The sequence below is a fragment of the Enterobacter sp. HNDS-6 genome (assembly GCF_039850505.1).
Classification (GTDB): Bacteria; Pseudomonadota; Gammaproteobacteria; order Enterobacterales; family Enterobacteriaceae; genus Enterobacter; species Enterobacter kobei.
Map to the genome: position 1 here is coordinate 48,213 of NZ_CP156673.1, position 21,151 is coordinate 69,363.

Consider the following 21,151-nt stretch of genomic DNA (forward strand, 5'->3'; position numbering starts at 1 on the left):
TGGGTTTGTAGGCCCGGTAAGCGCAGCGCCACCGGGCAGTCAGAAGCTGTAGCTCGCCCCTAACTGATACGTCCTGTCACGCCCAATCCAGCAGTTGGTTGCGTCGTAGCAGGTCAGCGTCTCTTTATTGGTGATGTTCTGCATACTCGCCTTAAGCGTCAGTCCCGCCAGCGAAGGCATGATTTCGCCCATCCGGTACGAGGCCGCCAGATCGTACTGCGTGGTGCCGCCCAGTTTACCCGCATCGTTAGCCGGTGAAATTTCCATCGGACCGGTGTAGCGTGCCCCAGCCCCCAGCATCAGTCCTTTCAGCGGCGTACTCTCGAAAGTGTAGTCCCCCCACAGATTGAAAGCGTTCTCCGGCACCTGAGTTGGACGTTTACCCTGGTATTTATCATCTTCGGTATTGATCGCATGGGTGTAGGCATAGTTGGCAATCAGCGTCAGGTTGTCCGTCGGACGGCTGATGGCGGAGAGCTCTGCCCCTTTGGATTCCACTTCTCCGGTCTGACGATAATTCAGGAAGCCCGGATCGGAGGTGACAACGTTTTTCTGCCGGATGTTAAACACTGAGGCGGTAAAGGTGGTGGCGTATTCAGCCAGCAGATATTTTACCCCGCCTTCAACCTGCTTGCTGGTGGTCGGTTTGACGTCTTTTGCCGTGAGCGTTCCCTGCGGTGACACCGGTGCAAAACCTTCGGAATAACTGATAAACGGTGAAATACCGTTATCGAAGGCGTAAAGTGCGCCCAGACGTTTGGTGACGCGGTCCTGCGATACCCAGGCTTTATCCCCGTTTTTCAGGTAATCGGTGGTGACGGAGCGGTAATCGTCGTAGCGCAGGCTACCCAACAGATTTAAGCCACCGAATTCCACCTGATCCTGCAGGTAGTAACCGTTCTGCTGATAGCTGAGGCGATTCTTCTGGGCGGTGTAGAGCCCCAGTGCGCCTTCGCTGATTTGCGCATAGTCAGGATCGCGCATATCCATGCCTGGCGTGGCCGATGCGTAACGATAGTGGAAATGCGAGTTCATCTTCTGATAGTCAAACCCGGCCAGCAGATGGTGCTGCCATTCACCCAGCGCAACGGTTTTCGTCACCTGGTTGTCGATGTTGAAGCTCTTAAGATCTTCATCGGTGGTGTAAGCAAAGCGGTTGAGCTGATAAACCTCACTCCCCGTTCCTGTCGCATAGACGCTGCGCTGGTGGGTATCGACGTCAAAATAGCGCGCTTTCTGGTTAAAGCCCCAGCCGCTGTCAAACTCGTGTTCAAAGCTATAGCCCAGCATCCACTGGCGCTGCTTAAACCCACTCCATTCATCTCCGGCGTAATCACGGCGATCGGCATATTTCGAGCGCAGATAAGACAGCGGGAGCGGATTTGACGGCGTCAGGCTCGGGGAGTTTTGCGCCAGCGCATCCAGCGTGAGACGGGTTTTGCTGTCGGGCTGCCAGGTGACGGACGGGGCGACCAGGTAATTTTCATACCGGGTGGTGTGCGGCTGATCGTCATTCTCCGTCGCCTTGCCCAGCAGACGGTAATTCCAGTCGCTGTCGGCTATCTGCCCCGTTGAGTCGAGATAACCCTCTTTCAGGTTGCGGTTACCGGTATTAAAACCGACCTCCGTTCGCGCTTCCCGCTGCGGTTTTTTACTTTGAATATTCACCAGCCCGCCCGGCGAACCACCGCCGTAAAGCACCGATGAAGGCCCTTTCAGGATATCGACGCTGTCAATCAACAGCGGATCGATACGAGCCTTAGTATTGCCGGTGACGTTATAGGGCAACTGCAATCCGTTATAGAACTCCTGATCGACGGTAAAGCCACGAATTTTGTATTCGCTCATGTAGGAGGTATTACCGCGCACTTCGGTTGAGACGCCCGGGGCATAGCGCAGGATTTCATTCACGGAGTTCGCATGACGCTTTTCAATTTCCGGGGCAGAAAGCGTATTGATGACCTGGGGCGTTTTACTTTCGGCAACGGCCGATTTCGTGGCGCTGTTCGTCCAGGCCGGCAGCGCGCTGCCCTGCTCTGAGCCCGTGACGACGATGGTAGATTCTTCGGCGAAAGCCTGGACCTGCAATGCCAGCGTGACGGCACCGGCCAGAGCGCATAACGTAAAACGTGAGGAGTTCATAATGTCGTCTTGTTGTTAGATGCAATACGGAACGACAATTATTATCATTTCGATTAACAAATCAAGATTCAGGCAAAAAAAAACGGCCCTCCGCAGAGAGCCGCTATGTCATTTTAGGCTCGTCGCAGTAACCTGAATATGCCCAGCACAACAATGGCGCCGACGACAGCAACGAGGAAACTGTGCATGTCAAAACCACTGATGTTGCCTCCAAAGCCAAACATCGTCGCCAGCCAGCCGCCCACAACCGCACCAACAACCCCGAGAACACAGGTCAAAATGAAGCCGCCGCCATCGTTTCCCGGCATGATGAGTTTAGCGATAGCGCCAGCGATAAGACCAAAGATAATCCAGGCGATGATACCCATAGCGATGCCCTCTTTCAGGTTTAACGCATGTGCAGAAAACCTTCTGCACAGCTAACGTAAGTATAGGTCATCAGCATAAAACCATTTTCCTCTCACCGACTTATCTTGCATGCAGCAATAAAAAAAACTCACCGGTTTGTATTAAGTTTGAGTGTGGATTGCCGATAACGCTCAGACAGTCTGTCATTAATCAAGGAGCCATCCGGCGTGAGTCATTACAGTGAGCAGTTCCTCAAGCAAAATCCGCTGGCTGTATTAGGGGTATTACGCGACCTGCAAAAAGGCGAAGTGCCGTTGCGCATCAGCTGGTCAAATAATCAGTTTATCAGCAAGATCCTTGACGTTTCGCAGGAGCGACTGATTGTAGACCTGGGCAGCCAGGAGTATGAAAACCGCGCTGCGCTAAGAGCGGAACATATTGCGGTGATGGCCGAAACCCATGGAGCTAAAGTGGAGTTTGTCCTGCCGCGACTGGAACTGAGCGAATATCAGGGACTTCCCGCTTTTGTGACCCCTCTTCCGGGCAACCTCTGGTTTGTCCAGCGTCGTGAATACTTCCGCATCAGCGCCCCGCTTCACCCTGCCTATTTTTGTAAGGCCAAAATGCCGGACAAAAAAGAGCTTCGCTTCCGTCTCTTTGACCTGTCGCTGGGCGGTATGGGCGCGTTGCTGGATTCAGCGAAACCGGACGGACTGGTAGAAGGCATGCGTTTTACCCAAATTGAGCTCGATATGGGCGGCTGGGGTCGCTTTTATTTCGATGCACAGCTGATTGCCATCAGCGAGCGCACGGTGGTGGACAGCAAAAACGAAACGATTACCACGCCGCGTCTGAGCTTCCGTTTCCTGAACGTCGGGCCAGGCGCTGAGCGCGAGCTACAGCGTATCATCTACTCGCTGGAGCGTGAAGCACGGGAACGTGCAAATAAAGTCCTGTGAAAAAATCGGGCAGCGCAACCGCCGCCCGTTTGCGGCATTACATGGCATCCATCGCTTTCTGTACTTTCCAGATATAACGAGGCGCCTGTGGTGCCGGATGATTCTTCGCTACATGCTCGACGAACTCATCTTTGTCCATGCCGTTGATCTCGTCTATCGCCTCTTTGCGGTCAGAGGAGAAGGTTCTGAGCAGCGCCCCTGCACCGTTCACGTAGGAGACCACCAGCGCGTATTGCATCACTTCCGGATCTTCGATGCCCTTCAGCACGCCATGTTCCAGAATGCTCAGATACGCGGTACCCATGGAAATGTTGCGTTCCGGGTTCTTCAGCTCGCTGGTCGACGGCTGTCCGCTCCAGCCCATATAGCGGTAGACCTCTCTTCCCGCCGTTGAAGCCTTAAGCTGCATCAGCCCCACCGCGTTGGATTTGCTGACGAGCGTAGGATTCCCGCCAGACTCCACCGCAATAATGGCGGTGATCAGACGCGGGCTCACGCCCCAGGCCTTCCCGGCTTGTTCACTGATTGGCATCCACTGCATAGCCCGTTTCACCGGCACTTCCGGGTTCCAGGGCGGGTTTTGATAATCATGTTTTGAACTACAGCCAGCCAGCAGCACAATCAAAAAAGCAAACCATCTCAATTTCACGTCATCTATCCTTATAGCCGGTCATCGCGGTGCGCCGCCCTTGAAGCAGGCAGCGTATACGCGGCATGATATAGACAATTAGTTTCTCATTCAGCAAGGAATTGCCATGTCTCAGTTTCATCTCATCGCGCCGTCGGGCTACTGCATTAACCAGGACGCGGCACAGCGGGGCGTTCAGCGCTTACTGGAATCTGGCCATCAGGTAGAAAATCAGACAATTATCCCCCGCCGCCAGCAGCGTTTTGCCGGAACGGAAGCGCAGAGGCTGAATGATATCAATAGCCTGGTGAGTCTGAAGGGTAAGGATCGCATCGTCCTTGCCGTGCGCGGCGGCTACGGGGCGAGCAGGCTGCTGGAGAGCATTGACTGGCAGGGTCTGGCGCAGCGCCAGCAGCAGGATCCGCTGCTGATTTGCGGCCACAGCGATTTCACCGTCATCCAGCTAGGTCTTCTGGCCCTGCACAATGTCATCACGTTTAGCGGCCCAATGCTGGCCGGTAACTTCGGCGCGCCAGAGCTGGATGCGTTTACCATCGAACACTTCTGGCGCGCGCTGCGTAATCCTGCCTACAGCGTGGAGTGGCAAGGCAACGGACCGCACTGGGAGTGTGAAGGTCAGCTCTGGGGCGGAAACCTGGCGATGCTGGTCTCGCTCATCGGCACGCCGTGGATGCCGGACATCGAAGACGGCATTCTGGTGCTGGAAGATATCAACGAACATCCGTTCCGCGTCGAGCGCATGCTGTTGCAGCTCTATCATGCCGGTATTCTTGAACGCCAGTCCGCGATTGTGCTGGGCAGCTTCAGCGGTTCTGAGCCGAATGACTATGACGCGGGCTACTCGCTGGAAACGATGGTCGATTTCATCCGCTCCCGGCTGGACATTCCCGTCATCACCGGGCTGGATTTCGGCCATGAGCAGCAAACCGTCACTCTTGCGCTGGGGGCGCACGCCAGGCTGAAGCATGATGATGGCGGAAGCCTGCTCACCATCAGCGGCCATCCGGTCATAAAGGGGTAAAAAATCCGTTAAACCGCCTTAATAAAACGCTGTTACCGACGTTAATATGTTAGGGTTTTAGTAACAGCGTTAACATTGAGGTGGGAGTAAGAGAACATTGGATGCCGCAGCGATAATCAGCCTTTTCATTTTGGGTTCTGTCCTTGTAACCAGCAGTATTTTATTAAGTTCATTTTCATCGCGTCTCGGCATACCTATTCTTGTTATTTTCCTTGCTATCGGCATGCTGGCTGGCATTGATGGCATCGGCGGTATCCCATTCGATAACTACCCTTTTGCCTACATGGTGAGTAACCTCGCCCTGGCGGTGATCCTGCTTGACGGCGGCATGCGTACGCAGGCGAGCTCCTTCCGCGTGGCCCTGGGGCCTGCGCTTTCACTTGCCACGGTCGGCGTGTTAATTACCTCTGGCCTCACCGGGATGATGGCTGCGTGGCTTTTCCATCTGAATATCATGGAAGGTTTGCTGATTGGCGCGATTGTCGGCTCAACCGACGCGGCAGCCGTGTTTTCCCTGCTCGGTGGAAAAGGGCTTAACGAACGTGTCGGCTCAACGCTTGAGATTGAATCCGGCAGTAACGATCCGATGGCGGTGTTCCTGACCATCACGCTGATCGAGATGATTCAGCAGCACGAGACCGGGCTGAGCTGGATGTTTGCGTGGCATATCCTGCAGCAGTTCGGCCTGGGGATACTGATAGGTCTGGCGGGGGGATACCTGTTACAGCAGATGATTAACCGCATCTCGCTCCCCTCGGGGCTGTATCCACTGCTGGCGCTGAGCGGCGGGATCCTGATTTTTGCCGTCACCACCGCTCTGGACGGCAGCGGTATTCTCGCGGTCTACCTCTGCGGATTCCTGATGGGTAACCGCCCTATCCGCAACCGTCACGCTATTTTGCAAAACTTCGACGGTCTTGCCTGGCTGGCACAAATCGGCATGTTCCTGGTGCTGGGCCTGCTGGTTACGCCCTCGGATCTGCTGCCGATTGCCATTCCGGCGCTGCTGCTGTCTGCGTGGATGATCTTCTTCGCCCGTCCACTGTCGGTGTTTGCCGGTCTGCTGCCGTTTCGCGGCTTCAACCTGCGCGAGCGTGTCTTTATCAGCTGGGTGGGCCTGCGTGGCGCGGTGCCGATCATCCTTGCCGTCTTCCCGATGATGGCCGGGCTGGATAACGCACGACTGTTCTTTAACGTGGCGTTCTTCGTGGTGCTGATTTCACTGCTGTTCCAGGGGACGTCGCTCGGATGGGCGGCGAAAAAAGCCAAAGTGGTGGTCCCGCCCGTGGGCTGGCCGGTGTCCCGCGTGGGGCTCGATATTCATCCGGAGAACCCGTGGGAACAGTTCGTCTATCAACTGAGCGCCGACAAGTGGTGCGTAGGGGCATCGCTGCGCGATTTGCACATGCCGGCCGAAACGCGGATTGCCGCGCTGTTTCGCGATAATGTCCTGCAACACCCTACCGGCAGCACCCGGCTTCGCGAAGGGGATATTTTGTGCGTGATTGGCCGCGAACGCGATCTGCCCGCGCTGGGCAAGTTGTTCAGCCAGTCGCCTCCGGTGGCGCTGGACCAGCGTTTCTTCGGTGATTTTATTCTGGAAGCCAGCGCCAAATTTGCGGATGTGGCGCTGATTTACGGTCTGGATGAAGGTGCTGAAGACGGTGATAACCAGCAAACGCTGGGCGAAATCATCCAGCAACGACTTGGCGCTGCGCCGGTCGTCGGCGATCAGGTGGAATTTGCCGGGATGATCTGGACCGTTGCCGAAAAAGAAGATAACGCGGTGCGGAAAGTCGGTTTGCGGCCGATGGAAGAGGACACAGAGTAGCGGGTTTATGCCGGGTGGCGGCTTCGCCTTACCCGGCATAAGAACACGTTACACCGTTACAACCGGCACTCTCGGCGCCAGGGCGCACATGAGTTCATACCCCACCGTTCCCGCCGCCGCGGCCACGTCATCAATTTTGACTTCATTGCCCCACAGCTCAACCGGTGAACCGATGCCCGCCTGCGGACACGGCGTGAGGTCAACCGCCAGCATATCCATTGACACGGTCCCCACCGTGCCCGTACGGACGCCGTCCACCCAGACAGGCGTACCGGTTGGCGCGATGCGCGGATAGCCGTCGGCATACCCGCCTGCCACAATACCAATTCGCTGTTCGCCCTGCGCCCGGTAGCGGCTGCCATAGCCCACCGTGTCGCCCGCCTTCAGCGTCTGCACGCCGATTATCTCACTGCGTAGCGACATCACCGGCTTCAGGCCGCTGTTGGCAATATCCTGCCATTGACCGGACGGGGATGCACCATACAGAACGATCCCCGGACGCACCCAGTTATAATGCGCTTCGGGATGCCAAAGCGTCGCCGCAGAGTTCGACAGCGAGCGCGGACAGTCCAGCCCTTCTGCCGCCTGCTCAATGCGGACCATGGCATCGGCAATGCCATCCGGTTTTTCCGCATCGGCAAAGTGCGCCATCAGCGTCATTTCGCCCACATTTTTCAGGGCGCGCAGCTGTTGCCAGACCGTATGTACCCGCTCAGGCTGAAAGCCCAGACGGTTCATGCCGCTGTTTACCTTGAGATAGATATCCAGCGGCGCGTGGAGTTTTGCATCCTGAATCGCTTTAATCTGCCAGTTGCTGTGAACGCTGGTGGTCAGACGATACTTATCCAGCAAGGGCAGATCCTCGGGGTGGAAGAACCCTTCCAGCAGCAAAATCGGCCCTTTCCAGCCGCGTTCGCGCAGCAGGATAGCCTCTTCCAGATTGAGCAACGCAAAACCGTCGGTGGCGCTGAGCGCGCTCCAGATACGGTCAATACCGTGGCCGTAGGCATTCGCTTTGACTACCGACCAGACGCGCGAACCAGGTGCTGCCCGGCGAACAATTTGCAGGTTTTCCTTCAGGGCCTGCAGATCCAGCTGAGCCAGAACAGGACGGGACATGACAACTCCTTAGTTATGCGCGCCGTGCAGATGTTGTGGACGCGATGGCGTGAACCCTGATTGATAGCGCGCCGCACTTAAATCGTCAAATGGAATGGCTGGCGTGCGCCCGGAAATCAGGTCGCTCAGCAGCTGACCGGATCCGCAGGCCATCGTCCAGCCCAGCGTGCCGTGTCCGGTATTGGTCCACAGATTTTTAAACGGCGTACGGCCAACAATCGGCGTACCGTCCGGGGTCATCGGACGCAGACCGGTCCAGAATGTCGCCTGCTCAACAAAGCCCCCGCGCGGGAACAGGTCCCCCACCACCATCTCCAGCGTTTCACGACGCGGCTGCAGGAGGTCGGTGTTGAAGCCGACAATTTCCGCCATGCCGCCCACGCGGATGCGGTTATCGAAGCGGGTAATGGCGATTTTGTAAGTTTCATCCAGGATGGTTGATACCGGGGCGCCGCTCTCTTCTTTCACCGGAATGGTCAGCGAGTAGCCCTTCAGCGGATAAACAGGAATATCGAGAATGCCTTTCAGCATGGCGGTGGAGTACGAGCCAAATGCCATCACGTAGGCATCCGCTTTGATCACCTCGTCGCCACACTTCACGCCGTAAATTTTTTCCCCTTCCGACAGCAGCTTGTCGACAGCGGTGTTAAAGCGGAATTTCACCCCCGCCTGCTCGCACATGTGCGCCAGACGCTGGGTAAAGAGCTGACAGTCGCCGGTTTCGTCATTAGGAAGACGCAGGCCGCCCGTCAGTTTATGCGCCACTTCCGCCAGGGCAGGCTCCACCTGCCCCAGCTGGCTGGCCTCCAGCAGCTGGTAAGGTACGCCGGCATCTTCCAGCACGGCGATATCGCGGGTGGCGTTTTCATACTGTTGCGCGGTGCGGAACAGCTGCAGCGTGCCGCCCTGACGGCCTTCGTACTCAATGCCGGTCGACGCGCGCAGGGTCTTAAGGCAGTCACGGCTGTATTCCGCCAGGCGCACCATGCGCCCTTTGTTTTCCATGTAGTGGCGGGTATCGCAGTTGCGCAGCATCTGCCACATCCACTTCAGCTGGAACGGCGTGCCGTCAAGGCTGATGGCCAGCGGCGCATGGCGCTGGAACATCCATTTGATCGCCTTCAGCGGTACGCCAGGGGCTGCCCACGGCGCCGCATACCCCGGAGAGATTTGCCCGGCATTCGCCGCACTGGTTTCAAGCGCCGGGCCGGATTCACGATCGATAACGGTAACCTCATGTCCTGCCTGACTTAAATACCAGGCGCTGGTTACGCCAACGACACCACTTCCCAGTATGACAACACGCATAGCCACTCCATAATGTGCAAAAGAACAATCTTCTAATTACAGATTGATAACCTAGTTGAAAATATTATTCAACATACGACTTTTTTATGGTGACTTGCCTCACACATCCCCCAGTATCAGGGGATGGTGCTAATTTGGGATCTCATGCTGAGCTTTATTTTTAACCAGCATAAAATGCTGAAGGAGTCACTTTTTTTGCCGTATCAAAAACGGGAAATCGCAAAGAAAAAATTTCTTGTCGGGCACGCTTTTTAACACGTTGATCTATGCTTGAAAGGAGGCTCTCCAGACAGAGAGAGCACCCACAACGAGGGCGCGCTAATGGCTACTATTGATTCCCTGAACAAGGACAACACACGTCTGAGCGATGGACCCGACTGGACCTTCGAGCTGCTGGATGTCTACCTCGCCGAAATCGACCGGGTAGCAAAACTGTATCGCCTGGATACCTATCCCCATCAAATTGAGGTGATTACCTCTGAACAGATGATGGACGCTTACTCCAGCGTCGGGATGCCGATCAACTATCCGCACTGGTCGTTTGGTAAAAAATTCATTGAAACGGAGCGCCTGTATAAACACGGTCAGCAGGGGCTGGCGTATGAGATTGTGATTAACTCCAATCCGTGTATTGCGTATTTAATGGAAGAGAACACCATTACCATGCAGGCGCTGGTGATGGCCCACGCCTGTTACGGCCATAACTCGTTTTTCAAAAATAACTATCTCTTCCGCAGCTGGACGGATGCCAGCTCCATCGTTGATTACCTGATCTTCGCGCGTAAATACATCACCGACTGCGAAGAGCGTTATGGCGTGGATGAGGTGGAGAAACTGCTCGACTCCTGCCACGCCCTGATGAACTACGGCGTGGACCGCTACAAACGCCCGCAGAAAATCTCCCTGCAGGAGGAGAAAGCCCGACAGAAAAGCCGCGAAGAGTATCTGCAAAGCCAGGTGAACATGCTGTGGCGCACCCTGCCGAAGCGTGAGGAAGAGAAAGCCGTCGCCGAGACGCGTCGTTATCCCTCCGAGCCGCAGGAAAACCTGCTCTACTTTATGGAGAAAAACGCCCCGCTGCTGGAGCCGTGGCAGCGTGAGATCCTGCGCATCGTGCGCAAGGTCAGCCAGTATTTCTATCCGCAGAAACAGACGCAGGTGATGAACGAAGGCTGGGCGACATTCTGGCACTACACCATCCTCAACCATCTGTATGACGAGGGGAAAGTGACCGAGCGGTTCATGATGGAGTTTCTCCACAGCCATACCAACGTCGTGTTTCAGCCGCCTTATAACAGCCCGTGGTACAGCGGGATTAACCCGTATGCGCTTGGCTTTGCGATGTTCCAGGATATTAAGCGTATCTGTCAGTCGCCAACGGAAGAAGACAAGTACTGGTTCCCGGATATCGCCGGTTCAGACTGGCTTGAAACGCTGCATTTTGCGATGCGCGATTTTAAGGACGAGAGCTTTATCAGCCAGTTTATGTCGCCGAAGATCATGCGTGATTTCCGCTTCTTCACCGTGCTGGACGATGATCGTAACAACTACCTGGAGATTTCTGCGATTCATAACGAAGAGGGGTATCGCGAGATCCGCTCACGGCTCTCTTCTCAGTACAACCTGAGCAATCTTGAGCCCAATATTCAGGTCTGGAACGTCGATTTACGCGGTGACCGTTCTCTGACGCTGCGTTATATCCCGCACAACCGCGCGCCGCTGGATAAAGGACGTAAAGAGGTGCTGAAGCATGTTCACCGCCTGTGGGGCTTTGACGTGCAGCTGGAACAGCAGAATGACGACGGCAGCGTAGAACTGCTGGAACGTTGCCCGGCGCGGTTGAATACGTTGTAATGTTTTTTGCCGGGTGGCGGCTACGCCTTACCCGGCCTACGGGTTTTGTAGGCCCGGTAAGCGAAGCGCCACCGGGCGAAAAAAAACCTCTCACTTGAGAGGTTTTTCTTTCAGCGACTCTGAATCGCTAAATCGCCCGGCAGCGTTTTTTGCATGCGATGCCAGATTTCACCGGAATCATGACCGTAGCGACGCACGGTTTCATAAACCTGATCGTGCAGCCCTTCGGTGCAGAGCTTGCTGAGCTTATGGTAGAAACCCAGTGCCAGACTGCGCGCTTCGGGATTGGCAAAGTAGTGACGACCAATGCGGGTATAGAGCCCTTTCATCCCGTTGAGGATAAGACCGTAAATCGGGTTGCCGGAGGCAAACGCCAGACCGCGGAAGACGTTGTAATCGAGGGTGGCAAAGGCATCGGCATGATCTTCGACCTCGTTTGCGCTGGCCAGCACTGCAAGCGCATCTTCCGGGTGCTGACGGAAAGCGGTACGAATAAAGATCGTCGCGATGTTGGTACGCACTGAGAGCAGATTATCAATGAGCTGCGGTACGCTTTCGTGGTCGAGGCGCGCCAGCGTTTCAAGAATGTTCAGCCCCGAGGTTTCCCAGAAGTTGTTTACTTTTGTTGGCTTGCCGTGCTGGATCGTCAACCATCCATCACGCGCCAGTCGCTGAAGCACTTCACGCAGCGTGGTGCGAGTGACGCCAATCAGTTCAGAGAGTTCGCGTTCAGCCGGAAGAATGGACCCTGCAGGGAAGCGATTATTCCAGATGCTTTCAATGATGTACTCTTCCGCGAAACCCGCCGGGCTCTGCGCCTTAATGACCATAGTGAGATTTCCATTACACAGCTTTAGCAAATTGCACTCATCATACCAGAGGCATGCAGCGGCAGGTAGCGCGGTAAAGAGAGAAAAGAGGGATCGCCGTTTCATTTTATGAAATTTACAATGCTCGCTTATCCGCCGCCGGGCCGCAATTTTGCGTATACTGATGTTTTGTTTTACGTGACGGGGAAGGACGTCTGTTGTGGAAATTTCTTTTGGGCGCGCGCTGTGGCGCAATTTTTTAGGTCAGTCTCCTGACTGGTACAAACTGATACTGCTGGTTTTCCTGGTCGTTAACCCCCTTATTTTTAGCGTGAACCCGTTTATCGCCGGATGGCTGCTGGTGGCGGAGTTTATCTTCACCCTGGCAATGGCGCTGAAATGTTACCCTCTGCTGCCTGGCGGTCTGCTGGCTTTTGAAGCAGTGGTCATCGGGATGACGTCTGCTGAGCATGTCAAAGCAGAGCTGGCGTCAAATCTGGAAGTGCTCCTGCTGCTGATATTTATGGTGGCCGGGATCTACTTTATGAAACAGCTGCTGCTGTTTATCTTCACTCGCCTGTTGCTCAGCATTCCGTCTAAAACGGTATTGTCGCTGGCGTTTTGCCTTGCTGCTGCCTTTCTTTCGGCCTTCCTGGATGCCTTGACCGTTGTTGCGGTGGTGATCAGCGTCGCCGTCGGGTTTTACGGGATTTATCACCGCGTGGCCTCGTCCCGCCCGGGCGAAGACTTGCAGGATGACAGCCACGTTGAGGCGCATAACCGTGAGGTGCTGGAGCAGTTCCGCGCGTTTCTGCGCAGTCTGATGATGCATGCTGGCGTAGGGACTGCGTTGGGCGGCGTGATGACCATGGTGGGTGAGCCGCAAAACCTGATCATCGCCAAAGCGGCTGAATGGCATTTTGGCGAGTTTTTCCTGCGCATGGCCCCCGTGAGCGTGCCTGTCCTTATCTGCGGGTTAGCAACCTGCATTCTGGTCGAAAAGTTCAGGGTATTCGGCTACGGCGCGCAACTGCCTGAGCCGGTCCGCAGTGAGCTGCATAAATTTGACGAGCAGAGCCGCAAACAGCGCACGCGGCAAGAGACGCTGCGTCTGATTGCGCAGGGTATCATTGGCGTCTGGCTTATCGTCGCGCTGGCATTGCATCTTGCAGAGGTGGGGTTGATTGGCCTCTCCGTAATTATTCTTGCGACCACCTTTAGCGGCGTAACGGATGAGCATGCTATTGGCAAAGCGTTTACGGAAGCCCTGCCATTTACCGCGCTGCTGGCCGTCTTCTTCGCGGTTGTGGCGGTGATTATCGATCAGCATCTGTTTGCCCCCATAATTACCTTTGTGCTGCAGGCTGCACCAGACGCGCAGCTTACGCTCTTCTATCTGTTCAACGGCCTCCTGTCGTCCATCTCCGATAACGTCTTTGTCGGGACGGTCTACATCAACGAAGCCAAATCTGCGATGGAAGAAGGCATTATTAACGCAGGACAGTTTGAGCTGCTGGCCGTGGCCATCAATACCGGCACTAACCTGCCGTCGGTAGCGACGCCAAATGGACAAGCCGCCTTCCTGTTCCTGCTGACCTCTGCCCTTGCGCCACTCATACGTCTTTCTTATGGAAGAATGGTCTGGATGGCGCTGCCCTATACGCTGGTACTCACAATTGTGGGATTGCTTTGCGTCAAAATTACCCTCATTCCCTGTACGCAATGGCTGATACAAGCGGGTATACTTGCGGCGCACTAAATGAGGCCTCTCGGGCAGTTCGCTGCCCGTTTGCCTTTTCGCACGATAAACATCCGATTACGTTTTATTTCGTCAGGTACAGGTGGCGCGAAAAACGAATTCGTTTACACTGCGCTTTCTAAGCATGTTCCAGGGAAATGATTATGTTGAGATTTTTAAACCAGTGCTCTCGCGGTCGCGGAGCGTGGTTGTTGATGGCCCTGACCGCCTTTGCGCTGGAAATGGTCGCGCTGTGGTTCCAGCACGTGATGGGGCTGAAACCCTGCGTGCTCTGTATCTACGAGCGCTGCGCCCTGTTTGGCATTATGGGTGCGGGCCTCGTAGGCGCCATCGCCCCGAAATCGCCGTTGCGCTACGCGGGTATTGCAATCTGGCTGTACAGCGCCTGGAAAGGAATTGAACTCTCCTGGCAGCACACCATGATGCAGCTGCATCCGTCACCGTTTATGACCTGTGATTTTGCCGCCCGCTTCCCGAGCTGGCTGCCGCTGGATAAATGGCTGCCGCAGGTGTTTGTCGCATCCGGTGACTGCTCTGTCCGTCAGTGGGAATTCCTGACGCTGGAGATGCCACAGTGGCTGGTGGGGATTTTTGTCGCCTACTTCGTCGTGGCGTTGCTGGTGCTGATTGCCCAGCCGTTCAAGCCGAAGAAACGTGATTTGTTCGGAAGGTAAAAGCAAAACGGCAACGTCAGTTTTGTAGGTCGGGTAAGCGCAGCGCCACCCGACACAACAGCGCATAATAAAAAACCCGCCTCGGCGGGTTTTTTATTATCACCGATTAGGGTGATTCATAATATGGTCTTCCCAGTCCCGCACCTCGGACTCTTTCACCGCGATGTGGCGCACCGAAATGCGCTCGCCGTGCATCGCCGCTTTCGAACCAGTCAGCAACGGATGCCAGTCTGGTAACCCTTTCCCTTCCGCCAGCAGGCGATACGCGCAGGTATGGGGCAGCCATTCAAAGGTGGGCAGATTATCACGGGTTAACTTGATGCAGTCCGGCTCAAATTCGAACCGACGTTCATAGTTGCGGCACTGGCAGGTTTTGATGTTCAACTGCTTGCAGGCCACGTTGGTGAAGTAGATTTCGTCCGTATCTTCATCCATCAGCTTGTGCAGGCAGCACTGCCCGCAGCCGTCGCACAATGATTCCCATTCCGCGTCAGTCATGTCGTCAAGAGTTTTGCTTTGCCAGAAAGGGATGTCGTTCATCAGGATGTCCACACGTCAAAAGAAAGCGCACCTTATAACGAGTCTGGCACGTTGTTGCAAGTTTTGCCGCCCTCTTCAGGCGGCAAGATGTGGTTACAGCACGCGGGTTTTCAGCGACAGGCCGTTAAAACCGACCTCCAGCTCATCGCCGCTGAGGAGCGGGCCAACCCCTTCAGGCGTACCGGTCAGGATCACATCTCCGGGTTTCAGGGTGAAGAAGCGGCTCATGTAGGCAATCAGCGGCACAATCTTATGGATCATGTCTGCCGTGCTGCCCTGCTGGCGGATGTCACCGTTCACCTTCAGGCTGAGCGGCGTGTCCTGTGGATCGGTGGTAAATTCACTGACCGGAATGAATCCCGAAATCGGACACGCGTTGTCAAAGCCTTTGGCTTTTTCCCACGGCTGCCCGGCCTTCTTCATTTTTCCCTGCACATCACGCAGCGTCAGATCCAGCGCGACGCCGTAGCCAGCAATCGCTTTCTGAACATGCTCTTCGGAGGCCTGGCGCAGCGTGGCGCCGATCAGCACCGCGAGCTCAACTTCGTGATGCACTGACCCCAGCCCCTGCGGCAACGCCAGCGGCTGGCGGATATCGCAAAGCGCCGTCTCTGGCTTAATAAACAGAACCGGCTCTTCTGGTGTTGCGCTGCCCATCTCCTGAATATGCTTTGCGTAGTTACTGCCCACGCAGACCACTTTGCTGACGGGATAATCCAGTAACGCACCTTGCCAGTTATGATGTTGATACATGCTCGACCCCTAATCGGTTGATGTGATGCGCCCGAAACAGCTGAGACTATTTTTTCCCGTTCGCCTCAAGGTGCTGTTTTAATAAATTCTCAGGCGGTGGTGGAAGCTGTAAATAATAGCCTTGCTCGGCTAATGCCGTTTTCACTTTATCCAGATCGGCATTGACCAGTTTCTTACGACCATCCAGCGGCAGCAGCATCGCCAGCTGTGGTCGGCCAAAGCTCTTCATTAATTCTTCAGGCACGCGTGAAAAATCGTCTTTCTTTTCGACATAAAGATAGGTCTGGTCACGGCTTGTACTTCTGTAGATCACACAAAACATGTTTTTACTCTGAATTAATGGGTGGTTGCTTGCCTCAATATACTCCTGACTATAACATGCCTGATACTCTTCGGAATATCGCAGCGAATGGTTGCGGTTAATAGCAAATTGAGTAAGGCCAGGATGTCAAACACGCCCATCGAGCTTAAAGGCAGTAGCTTCACCTTATCAGTGGTACATTTGCATGATGCAAAACCCGAGGTTATTCGTCAGGCGTTAGAAGACAAAATCGCGCAGGCTCCCGCTTTTCTGAAACACGCCCCTGTTGTTATCAACGTGAGTGGTCTTGAGGCTCCGGTTAACTGGAAACTTCTCCAGCAGGCCGTCTCCTCTACTGGCCTGCGAATTGTCGGCATCAGTGGCTGTAAAGATAGCGAGCTGAAAGCGGAAATCGACCGTGCCGGGCTGCCCCTTCTTAATGAAGGTAAAGAAAAAGCCCCGCGTGCAGCGCCTGCTGCCGTGCAGGCGCCCCCTCCTGTGGTGCAAAACGTTACTCCCGTCACAAAAACGCGAATGATTGACGTACCGGTTCGTTCCGGTCAGCGCATTTATGCACCAAACTGTGATCTGATTGTTACAAGCCACGTCAGTGCTGGCGCAGAGCTTATTGCAGATGGCAATATTCACGTTTACGGTATGATGCGTGGACGTGCGCTCGCAGGCGCAAGTGGCGATCGGGACGCGCAAATATTTTGTACTCACCTGACGGCGGAACTGGTGTCCATCGCAGGTGAATATTGGCTGAGCGACAAGATCCCAGCCGAATTTTATGGCAAAGCGGCTCGTCTGCGACTGGCAGACGACGCGTTGACCGTTCAACCGTTGAATTGATCCCTTTTTAACAAGGAATTTCTATGGCACGCATTATTGTTGTTACTTCGGGTAAAGGAGGCGTTGGCAAGACCACCTCCAGCGCGGCCATCGCTACTGGTTTGGCCCAGAAGGGAAAGAAAACCGTCGTTATCGACTTCGATATCGGCCTGCGTAACCTCGACCTGATTATGGGATGTGAGCGTCGCGTCGTGTATGACTTCGTCAACGTCATTCAGGGCGATGCCACGCTGAACCAGGCGCTGATTAAAGACAAGCGCACCGAGAACCTCTACATCCTCCCGGCCTCTCAGACGCGTGACAAAGACGCCCTGACCCGTGAAGGTGTCGAAAAGGTACTCGAGGAGCTGAGAAAAATGGAGTTCGACTTCGTTGTCTGTGACTCCCCTGCCGGCATCGAAACTGGTGCCCTGATGGCACTCTACTTTGCTGATGAAGCGATCATCACCACCAACCCTGAAGTCTCATCCGTGCGTGACTCCGACCGTATTCTCGGCATCCTCGCCTCCAAATCCCGTCGTGCGGAAAATGGCGAAGAGCCGATCAAAGAGCACCTGCTGCTGACCCGTTATAATCCGGGTCGCGTCAACAAAGGTGACATGCTGAGCATGGAAGACGTACTGGAGATCCTGCGCATTAAGCTGGTGGGCGTCATCCCGGAAGACCAGTCCGTGCTGCGCGCCTCTAACCAGGGCGAGCCCGTGATCCTTGATACGACGGCAGATGCAGGTAAAGCGTATGCTGATACTGTTGACCGTCTGCTGGGAGAAGAACGTCCTTTCCGCTTCATTGAAGAAGAGAAGAAAGGTTTCCTCAAACGCCTGTTCGGAGGATAAGTTATGGCATTACTGGACTTTTTTCTCTCGCGGAAAAAGAACACCGCCAACATCGCAAAAGAACGTCTGCAAATCATCGTTGCGGAGCGTCGTCGTAGCGACGCCGAGCCTCATTACCTGCCGCAGCTGCGTAAGGACATCCTGGAAGTGATCTGTAAGTACGTACAGATTGACCCGGAGATGGTCACGGTGCAGCTGGAGCAAAAAGACGGGGATATTTCGATTCTGGAGCTGAACGTGACGCTACCGGAAGCGGAAGAGTCGCGCCCGTAGGGTTGTGATTTTGTAGCCCCGGTAAGCGCAGCGCCACCGGGGGAATATGCCGGGTATATCGCCCGGCATATTTTTTACCGCGGATACCCTTCCAGCAGGGTATTTAGACGATCGGCCATCAATTCCCCACGCCAGCCCGCCATCAGTTCCGGCAGGCCATTCTGCGGTTTCAGCTTCCAGTGCCAGTTCAGCAGCTGGTTAATCTGACGACGCGATGCCAGCAGCTCAGCACTCAGCTTACTTTCAGTGGCGACGTTCTGCACCAGCGCTTTGATATCCTTAAACGCTTTGCGGTAACCCGGCATATCCATCAGATTCAACAGCGGTTCCGGCAGCGCATCTTCCGGCAACGCCTGCGCTTTTGCGACCAACGCCAGCAGGGTTTTACCGTGGAAACGGATCTCACTGCCCGAAAGCCCAATGCTGTCCAGCTCCCCCAGGCTACCCGGCATATAGCGCGCAACTGCCCAGAGATGTTCCTCGCGCACCACAAAGTTAACCGCCAGATCGCGCTCGCGCGCTTTGCGTAAACGCCAGTCCGCTAACAGCTGCAGGCACGCCAGCTGACGCGTACGCAGCTGCCAGGCGTTGCTGATATCACGCCAGGCGTCTTTCGGATCAACCACTTCCTGGCGACGCAGCTGCGTCATACGACACTCGTCCAGCGCGGCAGAGAGCCAACCGGAGGCCTCCGCCTCTTTCATCAGTTGTCCGGCAATCGGCAGAAGGTAAAACACGTCTGCCGCCGCATATTCCAGCTGACGTTCGGTAAGCGGGCGCGCCAGCCAGTCAGTACGGGATTCACTTTTGTCCAGCGTCAGGCCCGTATACTCCTCCACCATGGCGGCAAAGCCCCAGGAGAGCGGACGACCGCTAAAAGCCGCAAGGATCTGCGTATCGATCAGCGGCTGAGGCATGATGCCAAAGGTATTCAGAAAAACTTCCAGATCTTCACTGCCTGCGTGCAGGTATTTCGTTACTGCCGTATCCAGCAGCAGGTCACGCATCGGCGTCCAGTCGGTGATGCCTAGCGGGTCGATCAGCGAGACGTGCTTGCCGTCATACATCTGAATCAAACCCAGCTGCGGATAGTACGTCCGGGTACGGACAAACTCGGTATCCAGAGCGATGGCAGGAAAGTCGCGCGTCACTTCGCACAGCGAAGCCAGCTCGTCGTTGGTCGTGATCATCTGGTAATTCAAATCGGATTCTCTTTTGTTTGCGCCCATAAAAAACGCCGGCTTAACCGGCGTCAGGGCGATTAACGTGAAGCTCAGGCCTTATTGTCTACTTTGGCACGGGCTTCGTCACGTAATTCTCGTCGTAATATCTTCCCGACGTTGGATTTCGGCAGCTCATCGCGGAATTCCACCAGCTTCGGCACTTTATAGCCCGTCAGCTGACGACGACAGAACGTTATCAGCGCTTCCTCGGTGAGTGAAGGATCTTTTTTGACCACAAATATCTTCACCGCTTCACCGCTGCTGCCGGAAGGCACGCCCACCGCCGCAACTTCCAGCACGCCGCTGTGCTGCATGACCACGTCTTCGATTTCGTTCGGATAGACGTTGAAACCGGAGACCAGAATCATATCTTTTTTGCGATCGACGATGCGCAGGAAGCCTTCGTCATCCATCACCGCAATATCGCCGGTATGCAGCCAGCCGTCTTTAATGATTTCGTCTGTTGCATCCGGGCGTTGCCAGTAGCCCAGCATCACCTGCGGCCCTTTCACGCACAGCTCGCCCGGTTCGCCCGGCGCGACTTCGTTATCGTTGTCATCGACCAGTTTGGCCTCCGTGGAGGGAACCGGCAGGCCAATGCTTCCGCTGTGGTAGTCAATGTCATGCGGGTTGACGCTGACCAGCGGTGCGCATTCCGTCAGGCCATAACCTTCCAGCAGATACTGCCCGGTGAGTTTCACCCAGCGCTCGGCGACCGCCTGCTGAACCGGCATACCGCCTCCCGCAGAGAGGTGCAACGTTGAGAAATCCAGCTGCTGAAATTCTTTGTTGTTGAGCAGCGCGTTGAACAAGGTATTTACCCCGGTCATGGCGGTGAAGGGGTATTTTGCCAGCTCTTTCACCAGCCCCGGAATGTCTCGCGGGTTAGTGATCAGGACGTTTTGACCGCCCAGCTCGATAAACAGCAGGCAGTTCATGGTCAGCGCGAAAATGTGATACAGCGGTAGCGCCGTGATCACCAGTTCTTTGCCCGGATGCAGCAGCGGCCCGTAGGTGGCATTGACCTGTTCAAGGTTTGCCAGCATGTTGCGGTGGGTTAGCATCGCCCCTTTGGCCACGCCGGTTGTGCCACCGGTGTATTGCAGAAAAGCGAGGTCCTCAGAGACCACTTCCGGTTTGACGTATTGCATGCGATAGCCCGCATGCAGCGCACGGCGGAAGGAGATGGCATCCGGCAGATGGTATTTTGGCACCAGGCGCTTGACGTATTTAACCACAAAGTTAACCAGCGTCCCTTTGGCGGTGGACAGCTGATCCCCCATGCGCGTCAGGATGACATGTTTAACCTGGGTTTTGTCGACCACTTTTTCCAGGGTATGGGCAAAGTTAGAAACAATAACTATCGCCACCGCACCGCTGTCATTGAGCTGGTGTTCCAGCTCGCGCGGGGTGTAAAGCGGGTTGACGTTGACGACAATCATCCCGGCACGCAGGATGCCGAACAGCGCCACCGGGTATTGCAGCAGGTTCGGCATCATCAGCGCGACGCGGTCTCCTTTTTGCAGCCCAAGCCCTTCCTGCAGATAGGCCGCAAACGCCCGGCTACGCTCCTCAAGCTTACGGAACGTCATTACCTCGCCCATATTCACAAATGCGGGCTGGTCTGCGTAACGCCTTACCGAGTGTTCAAATAATTCAACCAGGGATTGATAACGGTCAGGATTGATCTCGGCAGGAACATCTGCGGGATAACGGTTAAGCCAAACCTTTTTCAATGCATCACCTCTGAAATGAGTGTTCGTCGTCATCACAACCCCGATAATAAACAGTTTGTTAACATTATATTAACTCAGCGTACCAGTTTATTAATTGTTCAGATTTAAGGTTGCGAAGCGCGTCACTCTTTTTTTTCGTATTATCCGTAAAAAAACAGAGACAG

20 protein-coding genes are annotated in these 21,151 nt (G+C 55.1%); 9 read left to right on the forward strand and 11 right to left on the reverse strand.

Features of this window, described 5'->3' with window-relative positions; genetic code table 11:
- Positions 1–39: 39 nt before the first annotated feature.
- Complete coding sequence (locus ABFI50_RS00200; RefSeq protein ID WP_023337416.1) at positions 40–2,142, reverse strand: TonB-dependent siderophore receptor; 2,103 nt, start codon at positions 2,140–2,142, stop codon at positions 40–42.
- Between the two features lie 113 nt (positions 2,143–2,255).
- The gene (locus ABFI50_RS00205; RefSeq protein WP_014884251.1) at positions 2,256–2,510 is read right to left on the reverse strand and encodes a GlsB/YeaQ/YmgE family stress response membrane protein; all 255 of its coding nucleotides are present in this window, start codon (positions 2,508–2,510) and stop codon (positions 2,256–2,258) included.
- 207 nt (positions 2,511–2,717) lie between these two features.
- On the opposite strand from ABFI50_RS00205, the gene ABFI50_RS00210 reads away from it, so the two are divergent.
- Positions 2,718–3,449, forward strand: coding sequence for a flagellar brake protein (locus ABFI50_RS00210; RefSeq protein WP_014884252.1), 732 nt, complete (start codon positions 2,718–2,720; stop codon positions 3,447–3,449).
- Between the two features lie 37 nt (positions 3,450–3,486).
- Here the strand turns inward: ABFI50_RS00210 and emtA are convergent, their stop codons facing one another.
- A complete protein-coding gene (gene emtA / locus ABFI50_RS00215; protein WP_014884253.1) occupies positions 3,487–4,098 on the reverse strand; it encodes a membrane-bound lytic murein transglycosylase EmtA in 612 nt (203 codons plus the stop codon).
- Between the two features lie 106 nt (positions 4,099–4,204).
- On the opposite strand from emtA, the gene ldcA reads away from it, so the two are divergent.
- Positions 4,205–5,119, forward strand: coding sequence for a muramoyltetrapeptide carboxypeptidase (gene ldcA / locus ABFI50_RS00220; RefSeq protein ID WP_063614357.1), 915 nt, complete (start codon positions 4,205–4,207; stop codon positions 5,117–5,119).
- Positions 5,120–5,216: 97 nt separating this feature from the next.
- A complete protein-coding gene (locus ABFI50_RS00225; RefSeq protein WP_063614358.1) occupies positions 5,217–6,950 on the forward strand; it encodes a potassium/proton antiporter in 1,734 nt (577 codons plus the stop codon).
- Positions 6,951–6,998: 48 nt separating this feature from the next.
- On the opposite strand, the gene dadX is transcribed toward ABFI50_RS00225, so the two are convergent.
- Both dadX and ABFI50_RS00235 read right to left on the reverse strand, forming a co-directional pair.
- Positions 6,999–8,069 carry a catabolic alanine racemase DadX gene (gene dadX, locus ABFI50_RS00230; protein WP_014884256.1) on the reverse strand — a complete coding sequence of 357 codons (1,071 nt, stop codon included), beginning with the start codon at positions 8,067–8,069 and terminating at the stop codon, positions 6,999–7,001.
- Between the two features lie 9 nt (positions 8,070–8,078).
- Complete coding sequence (locus ABFI50_RS00235) at positions 8,079–9,377, reverse strand: D-amino acid dehydrogenase (RefSeq protein WP_014884257.1); 1,299 nt, start codon at positions 9,375–9,377, stop codon at positions 8,079–8,081.
- A 321-nt stretch (positions 9,378–9,698) separates the two neighbouring features.
- Here ABFI50_RS00235 and ABFI50_RS00240 point away from each other — a divergent pair, with 321 nt between their 5' ends.
- Positions 9,699–11,231: a SpoVR family protein gene (locus tag ABFI50_RS00240; RefSeq protein WP_180261658.1), complete on the forward strand. Its 1,533-nt coding sequence runs from the start codon at positions 9,699–9,701 to the stop codon at positions 11,229–11,231.
- A 110-nt stretch (positions 11,232–11,341) separates the two neighbouring features.
- Here ABFI50_RS00240 and fadR read toward each other — a convergent pair whose 3' ends face one another.
- The gene (fadR, locus tag ABFI50_RS00245; RefSeq protein ID WP_014884259.1) at positions 11,342–12,061 is read right to left on the reverse strand and encodes a fatty acid metabolism transcriptional regulator FadR; all 720 of its coding nucleotides are present in this window, start codon (positions 12,059–12,061) and stop codon (positions 11,342–11,344) included.
- A gap of 199 nt (positions 12,062–12,260) precedes the next feature.
- Between fadR and nhaB the strand changes: the two genes are divergently transcribed.
- Together nhaB and dsbB are read left to right on the forward strand one after the other, a co-directional pair.
- Complete coding sequence (gene nhaB / locus ABFI50_RS00250; RefSeq protein WP_023330627.1) at positions 12,261–13,799, forward strand: Na(+)/H(+) antiporter NhaB; 1,539 nt, start codon at positions 12,261–12,263, stop codon at positions 13,797–13,799.
- A gap of 143 nt (positions 13,800–13,942) precedes the next feature.
- Positions 13,943–14,473, forward strand: coding sequence for a disulfide bond formation protein DsbB (gene dsbB, locus ABFI50_RS00255; RefSeq protein WP_032641201.1), 531 nt, complete (start codon positions 13,943–13,945; stop codon positions 14,471–14,473).
- A gap of 99 nt (positions 14,474–14,572) precedes the next feature.
- Here dsbB and ABFI50_RS00260 read toward each other — a convergent pair whose 3' ends face one another.
- From ABFI50_RS00260 to ABFI50_RS00270, 3 genes are all read right to left on the reverse strand, one after another.
- A complete protein-coding gene (locus ABFI50_RS00260) occupies positions 14,573–15,013 on the reverse strand; it encodes a YcgN family cysteine cluster protein (protein WP_014884262.1) in 441 nt (146 codons plus the stop codon).
- A gap of 93 nt (positions 15,014–15,106) precedes the next feature.
- Complete coding sequence (locus ABFI50_RS00265; RefSeq protein WP_045134178.1) at positions 15,107–15,766, reverse strand: fumarylacetoacetate hydrolase family protein; 660 nt, start codon at positions 15,764–15,766, stop codon at positions 15,107–15,109.
- A 46-nt stretch (positions 15,767–15,812) separates the two neighbouring features.
- The gene (locus ABFI50_RS00270) at positions 15,813–16,088 is read right to left on the reverse strand and encodes a YcgL domain-containing protein (RefSeq protein ID WP_014884264.1); all 276 of its coding nucleotides are present in this window, start codon (positions 16,086–16,088) and stop codon (positions 15,813–15,815) included.
- A gap of 123 nt (positions 16,089–16,211) precedes the next feature.
- On the opposite strand from ABFI50_RS00270, the gene minC reads away from it, so the two are divergent.
- From minC to minE, 3 genes are read left to right on the forward strand one after another with little or no spacing between them, the layout of a single operon-like run.
- Positions 16,212–16,919 carry a septum site-determining protein MinC gene (gene minC, locus ABFI50_RS00275; protein ID WP_023330629.1) on the forward strand — a complete coding sequence of 236 codons (708 nt, stop codon included), beginning with the start codon at positions 16,212–16,214 and terminating at the stop codon, positions 16,917–16,919.
- Positions 16,920–16,942: 23 nt separating this feature from the next.
- Entirely contained in the window at positions 16,943–17,755 is an 813-nt protein-coding gene (minD, locus tag ABFI50_RS00280; protein WP_014884266.1) for a septum site-determining protein MinD, read from the forward strand.
- 3 nt (positions 17,756–17,758) lie between these two features.
- Positions 17,759–18,028, forward strand: coding sequence for a cell division topological specificity factor MinE (gene minE, locus ABFI50_RS00285; RefSeq protein ID WP_008500504.1), 270 nt, complete (start codon positions 17,759–17,761; stop codon positions 18,026–18,028).
- Positions 18,029–18,102: 74 nt separating this feature from the next.
- On the opposite strand, the gene rnd is transcribed toward minE, so the two are convergent.
- Together rnd and fadD are read right to left on the reverse strand one after the other, a co-directional pair.
- Entirely contained in the window at positions 18,103–19,218 is a 1,116-nt protein-coding gene (gene rnd, locus ABFI50_RS00290; protein WP_162184518.1) for a ribonuclease D, read from the reverse strand.
- A gap of 83 nt (positions 19,219–19,301) precedes the next feature.
- The gene (gene fadD / locus ABFI50_RS00295; protein WP_014884268.1) at positions 19,302–20,987 is read right to left on the reverse strand and encodes a long-chain-fatty-acid--CoA ligase FadD; all 1,686 of its coding nucleotides are present in this window, start codon (positions 20,985–20,987) and stop codon (positions 19,302–19,304) included.
- Positions 20,988–21,151 lie beyond the last annotated feature (164 nt).

Bases quoted from the DNA above. Each gene is read 5' to 3' on its own strand.
- minC (WP_023330629.1), top strand. From the start codon at position 16,212: ATGTCAAACACGCCCATCGAGCTTAAAGGCAGTAGCTTCACCTTATCA.
- minD (WP_014884266.1), top strand. From the start codon at position 16,943: ATGGCACGCATTATTGTTGTTACTTCGGGTAAAGGAGGCGTTGGCAAG.
- fadR (WP_014884259.1), bottom strand. From the start codon at position 12,061: ATGGTCATTAAGGCGCAGAGCCCGGCGGGTTTCGCGGAAGAGTACATC.
- dadX (WP_014884256.1), bottom strand. From the start codon at position 8,069: ATGTCCCGTCCTGTTCTGGCTCAGCTGGATCTGCAGGCCCTGAAGGAA.
- ABFI50_RS00260 (WP_014884262.1), bottom strand. From the start codon at position 15,013: ATGAACGACATCCCTTTCTGGCAAAGCAAAACTCTTGACGACATGACT.
- ABFI50_RS00265 (WP_045134178.1), bottom strand. From the start codon at position 15,766: ATGTATCAACATCATAACTGGCAAGGTGCGTTACTGGATTATCCCGTC.
- ABFI50_RS00200 (WP_023337416.1), bottom strand. From the start codon at position 2,142: ATGAACTCCTCACGTTTTACGTTATGCGCTCTGGCCGGTGCCGTCACG.
- minE (WP_008500504.1), top strand. From the start codon at position 17,759: ATGGCATTACTGGACTTTTTTCTCTCGCGGAAAAAGAACACCGCCAAC.
- ABFI50_RS00270 (WP_014884264.1), bottom strand. From the start codon at position 16,088: ATGTTTTGTGTGATCTACAGAAGTACAAGCCGTGACCAGACCTATCTT.
- ABFI50_RS00205 (WP_014884251.1), bottom strand. From the start codon at position 2,510: ATGGGTATCATCGCCTGGATTATCTTTGGTCTTATCGCTGGCGCTATC.
- dsbB (WP_032641201.1), top strand. From the start codon at position 13,943: ATGTTGAGATTTTTAAACCAGTGCTCTCGCGGTCGCGGAGCGTGGTTG.
- ABFI50_RS00240 (WP_180261658.1), top strand. From the start codon at position 9,699: ATGGCTACTATTGATTCCCTGAACAAGGACAACACACGTCTGAGCGAT.
- ldcA (WP_063614357.1), top strand. From the start codon at position 4,205: ATGTCTCAGTTTCATCTCATCGCGCCGTCGGGCTACTGCATTAACCAG.
- rnd (WP_162184518.1), bottom strand. From the start codon at position 19,218: ATGATCACGACCAACGACGAGCTGGCTTCGCTGTGCGAAGTGACGCGC.
- ABFI50_RS00235 (WP_014884257.1), bottom strand. From the start codon at position 9,377: ATGCGTGTTGTCATACTGGGAAGTGGTGTCGTTGGCGTAACCAGCGCC.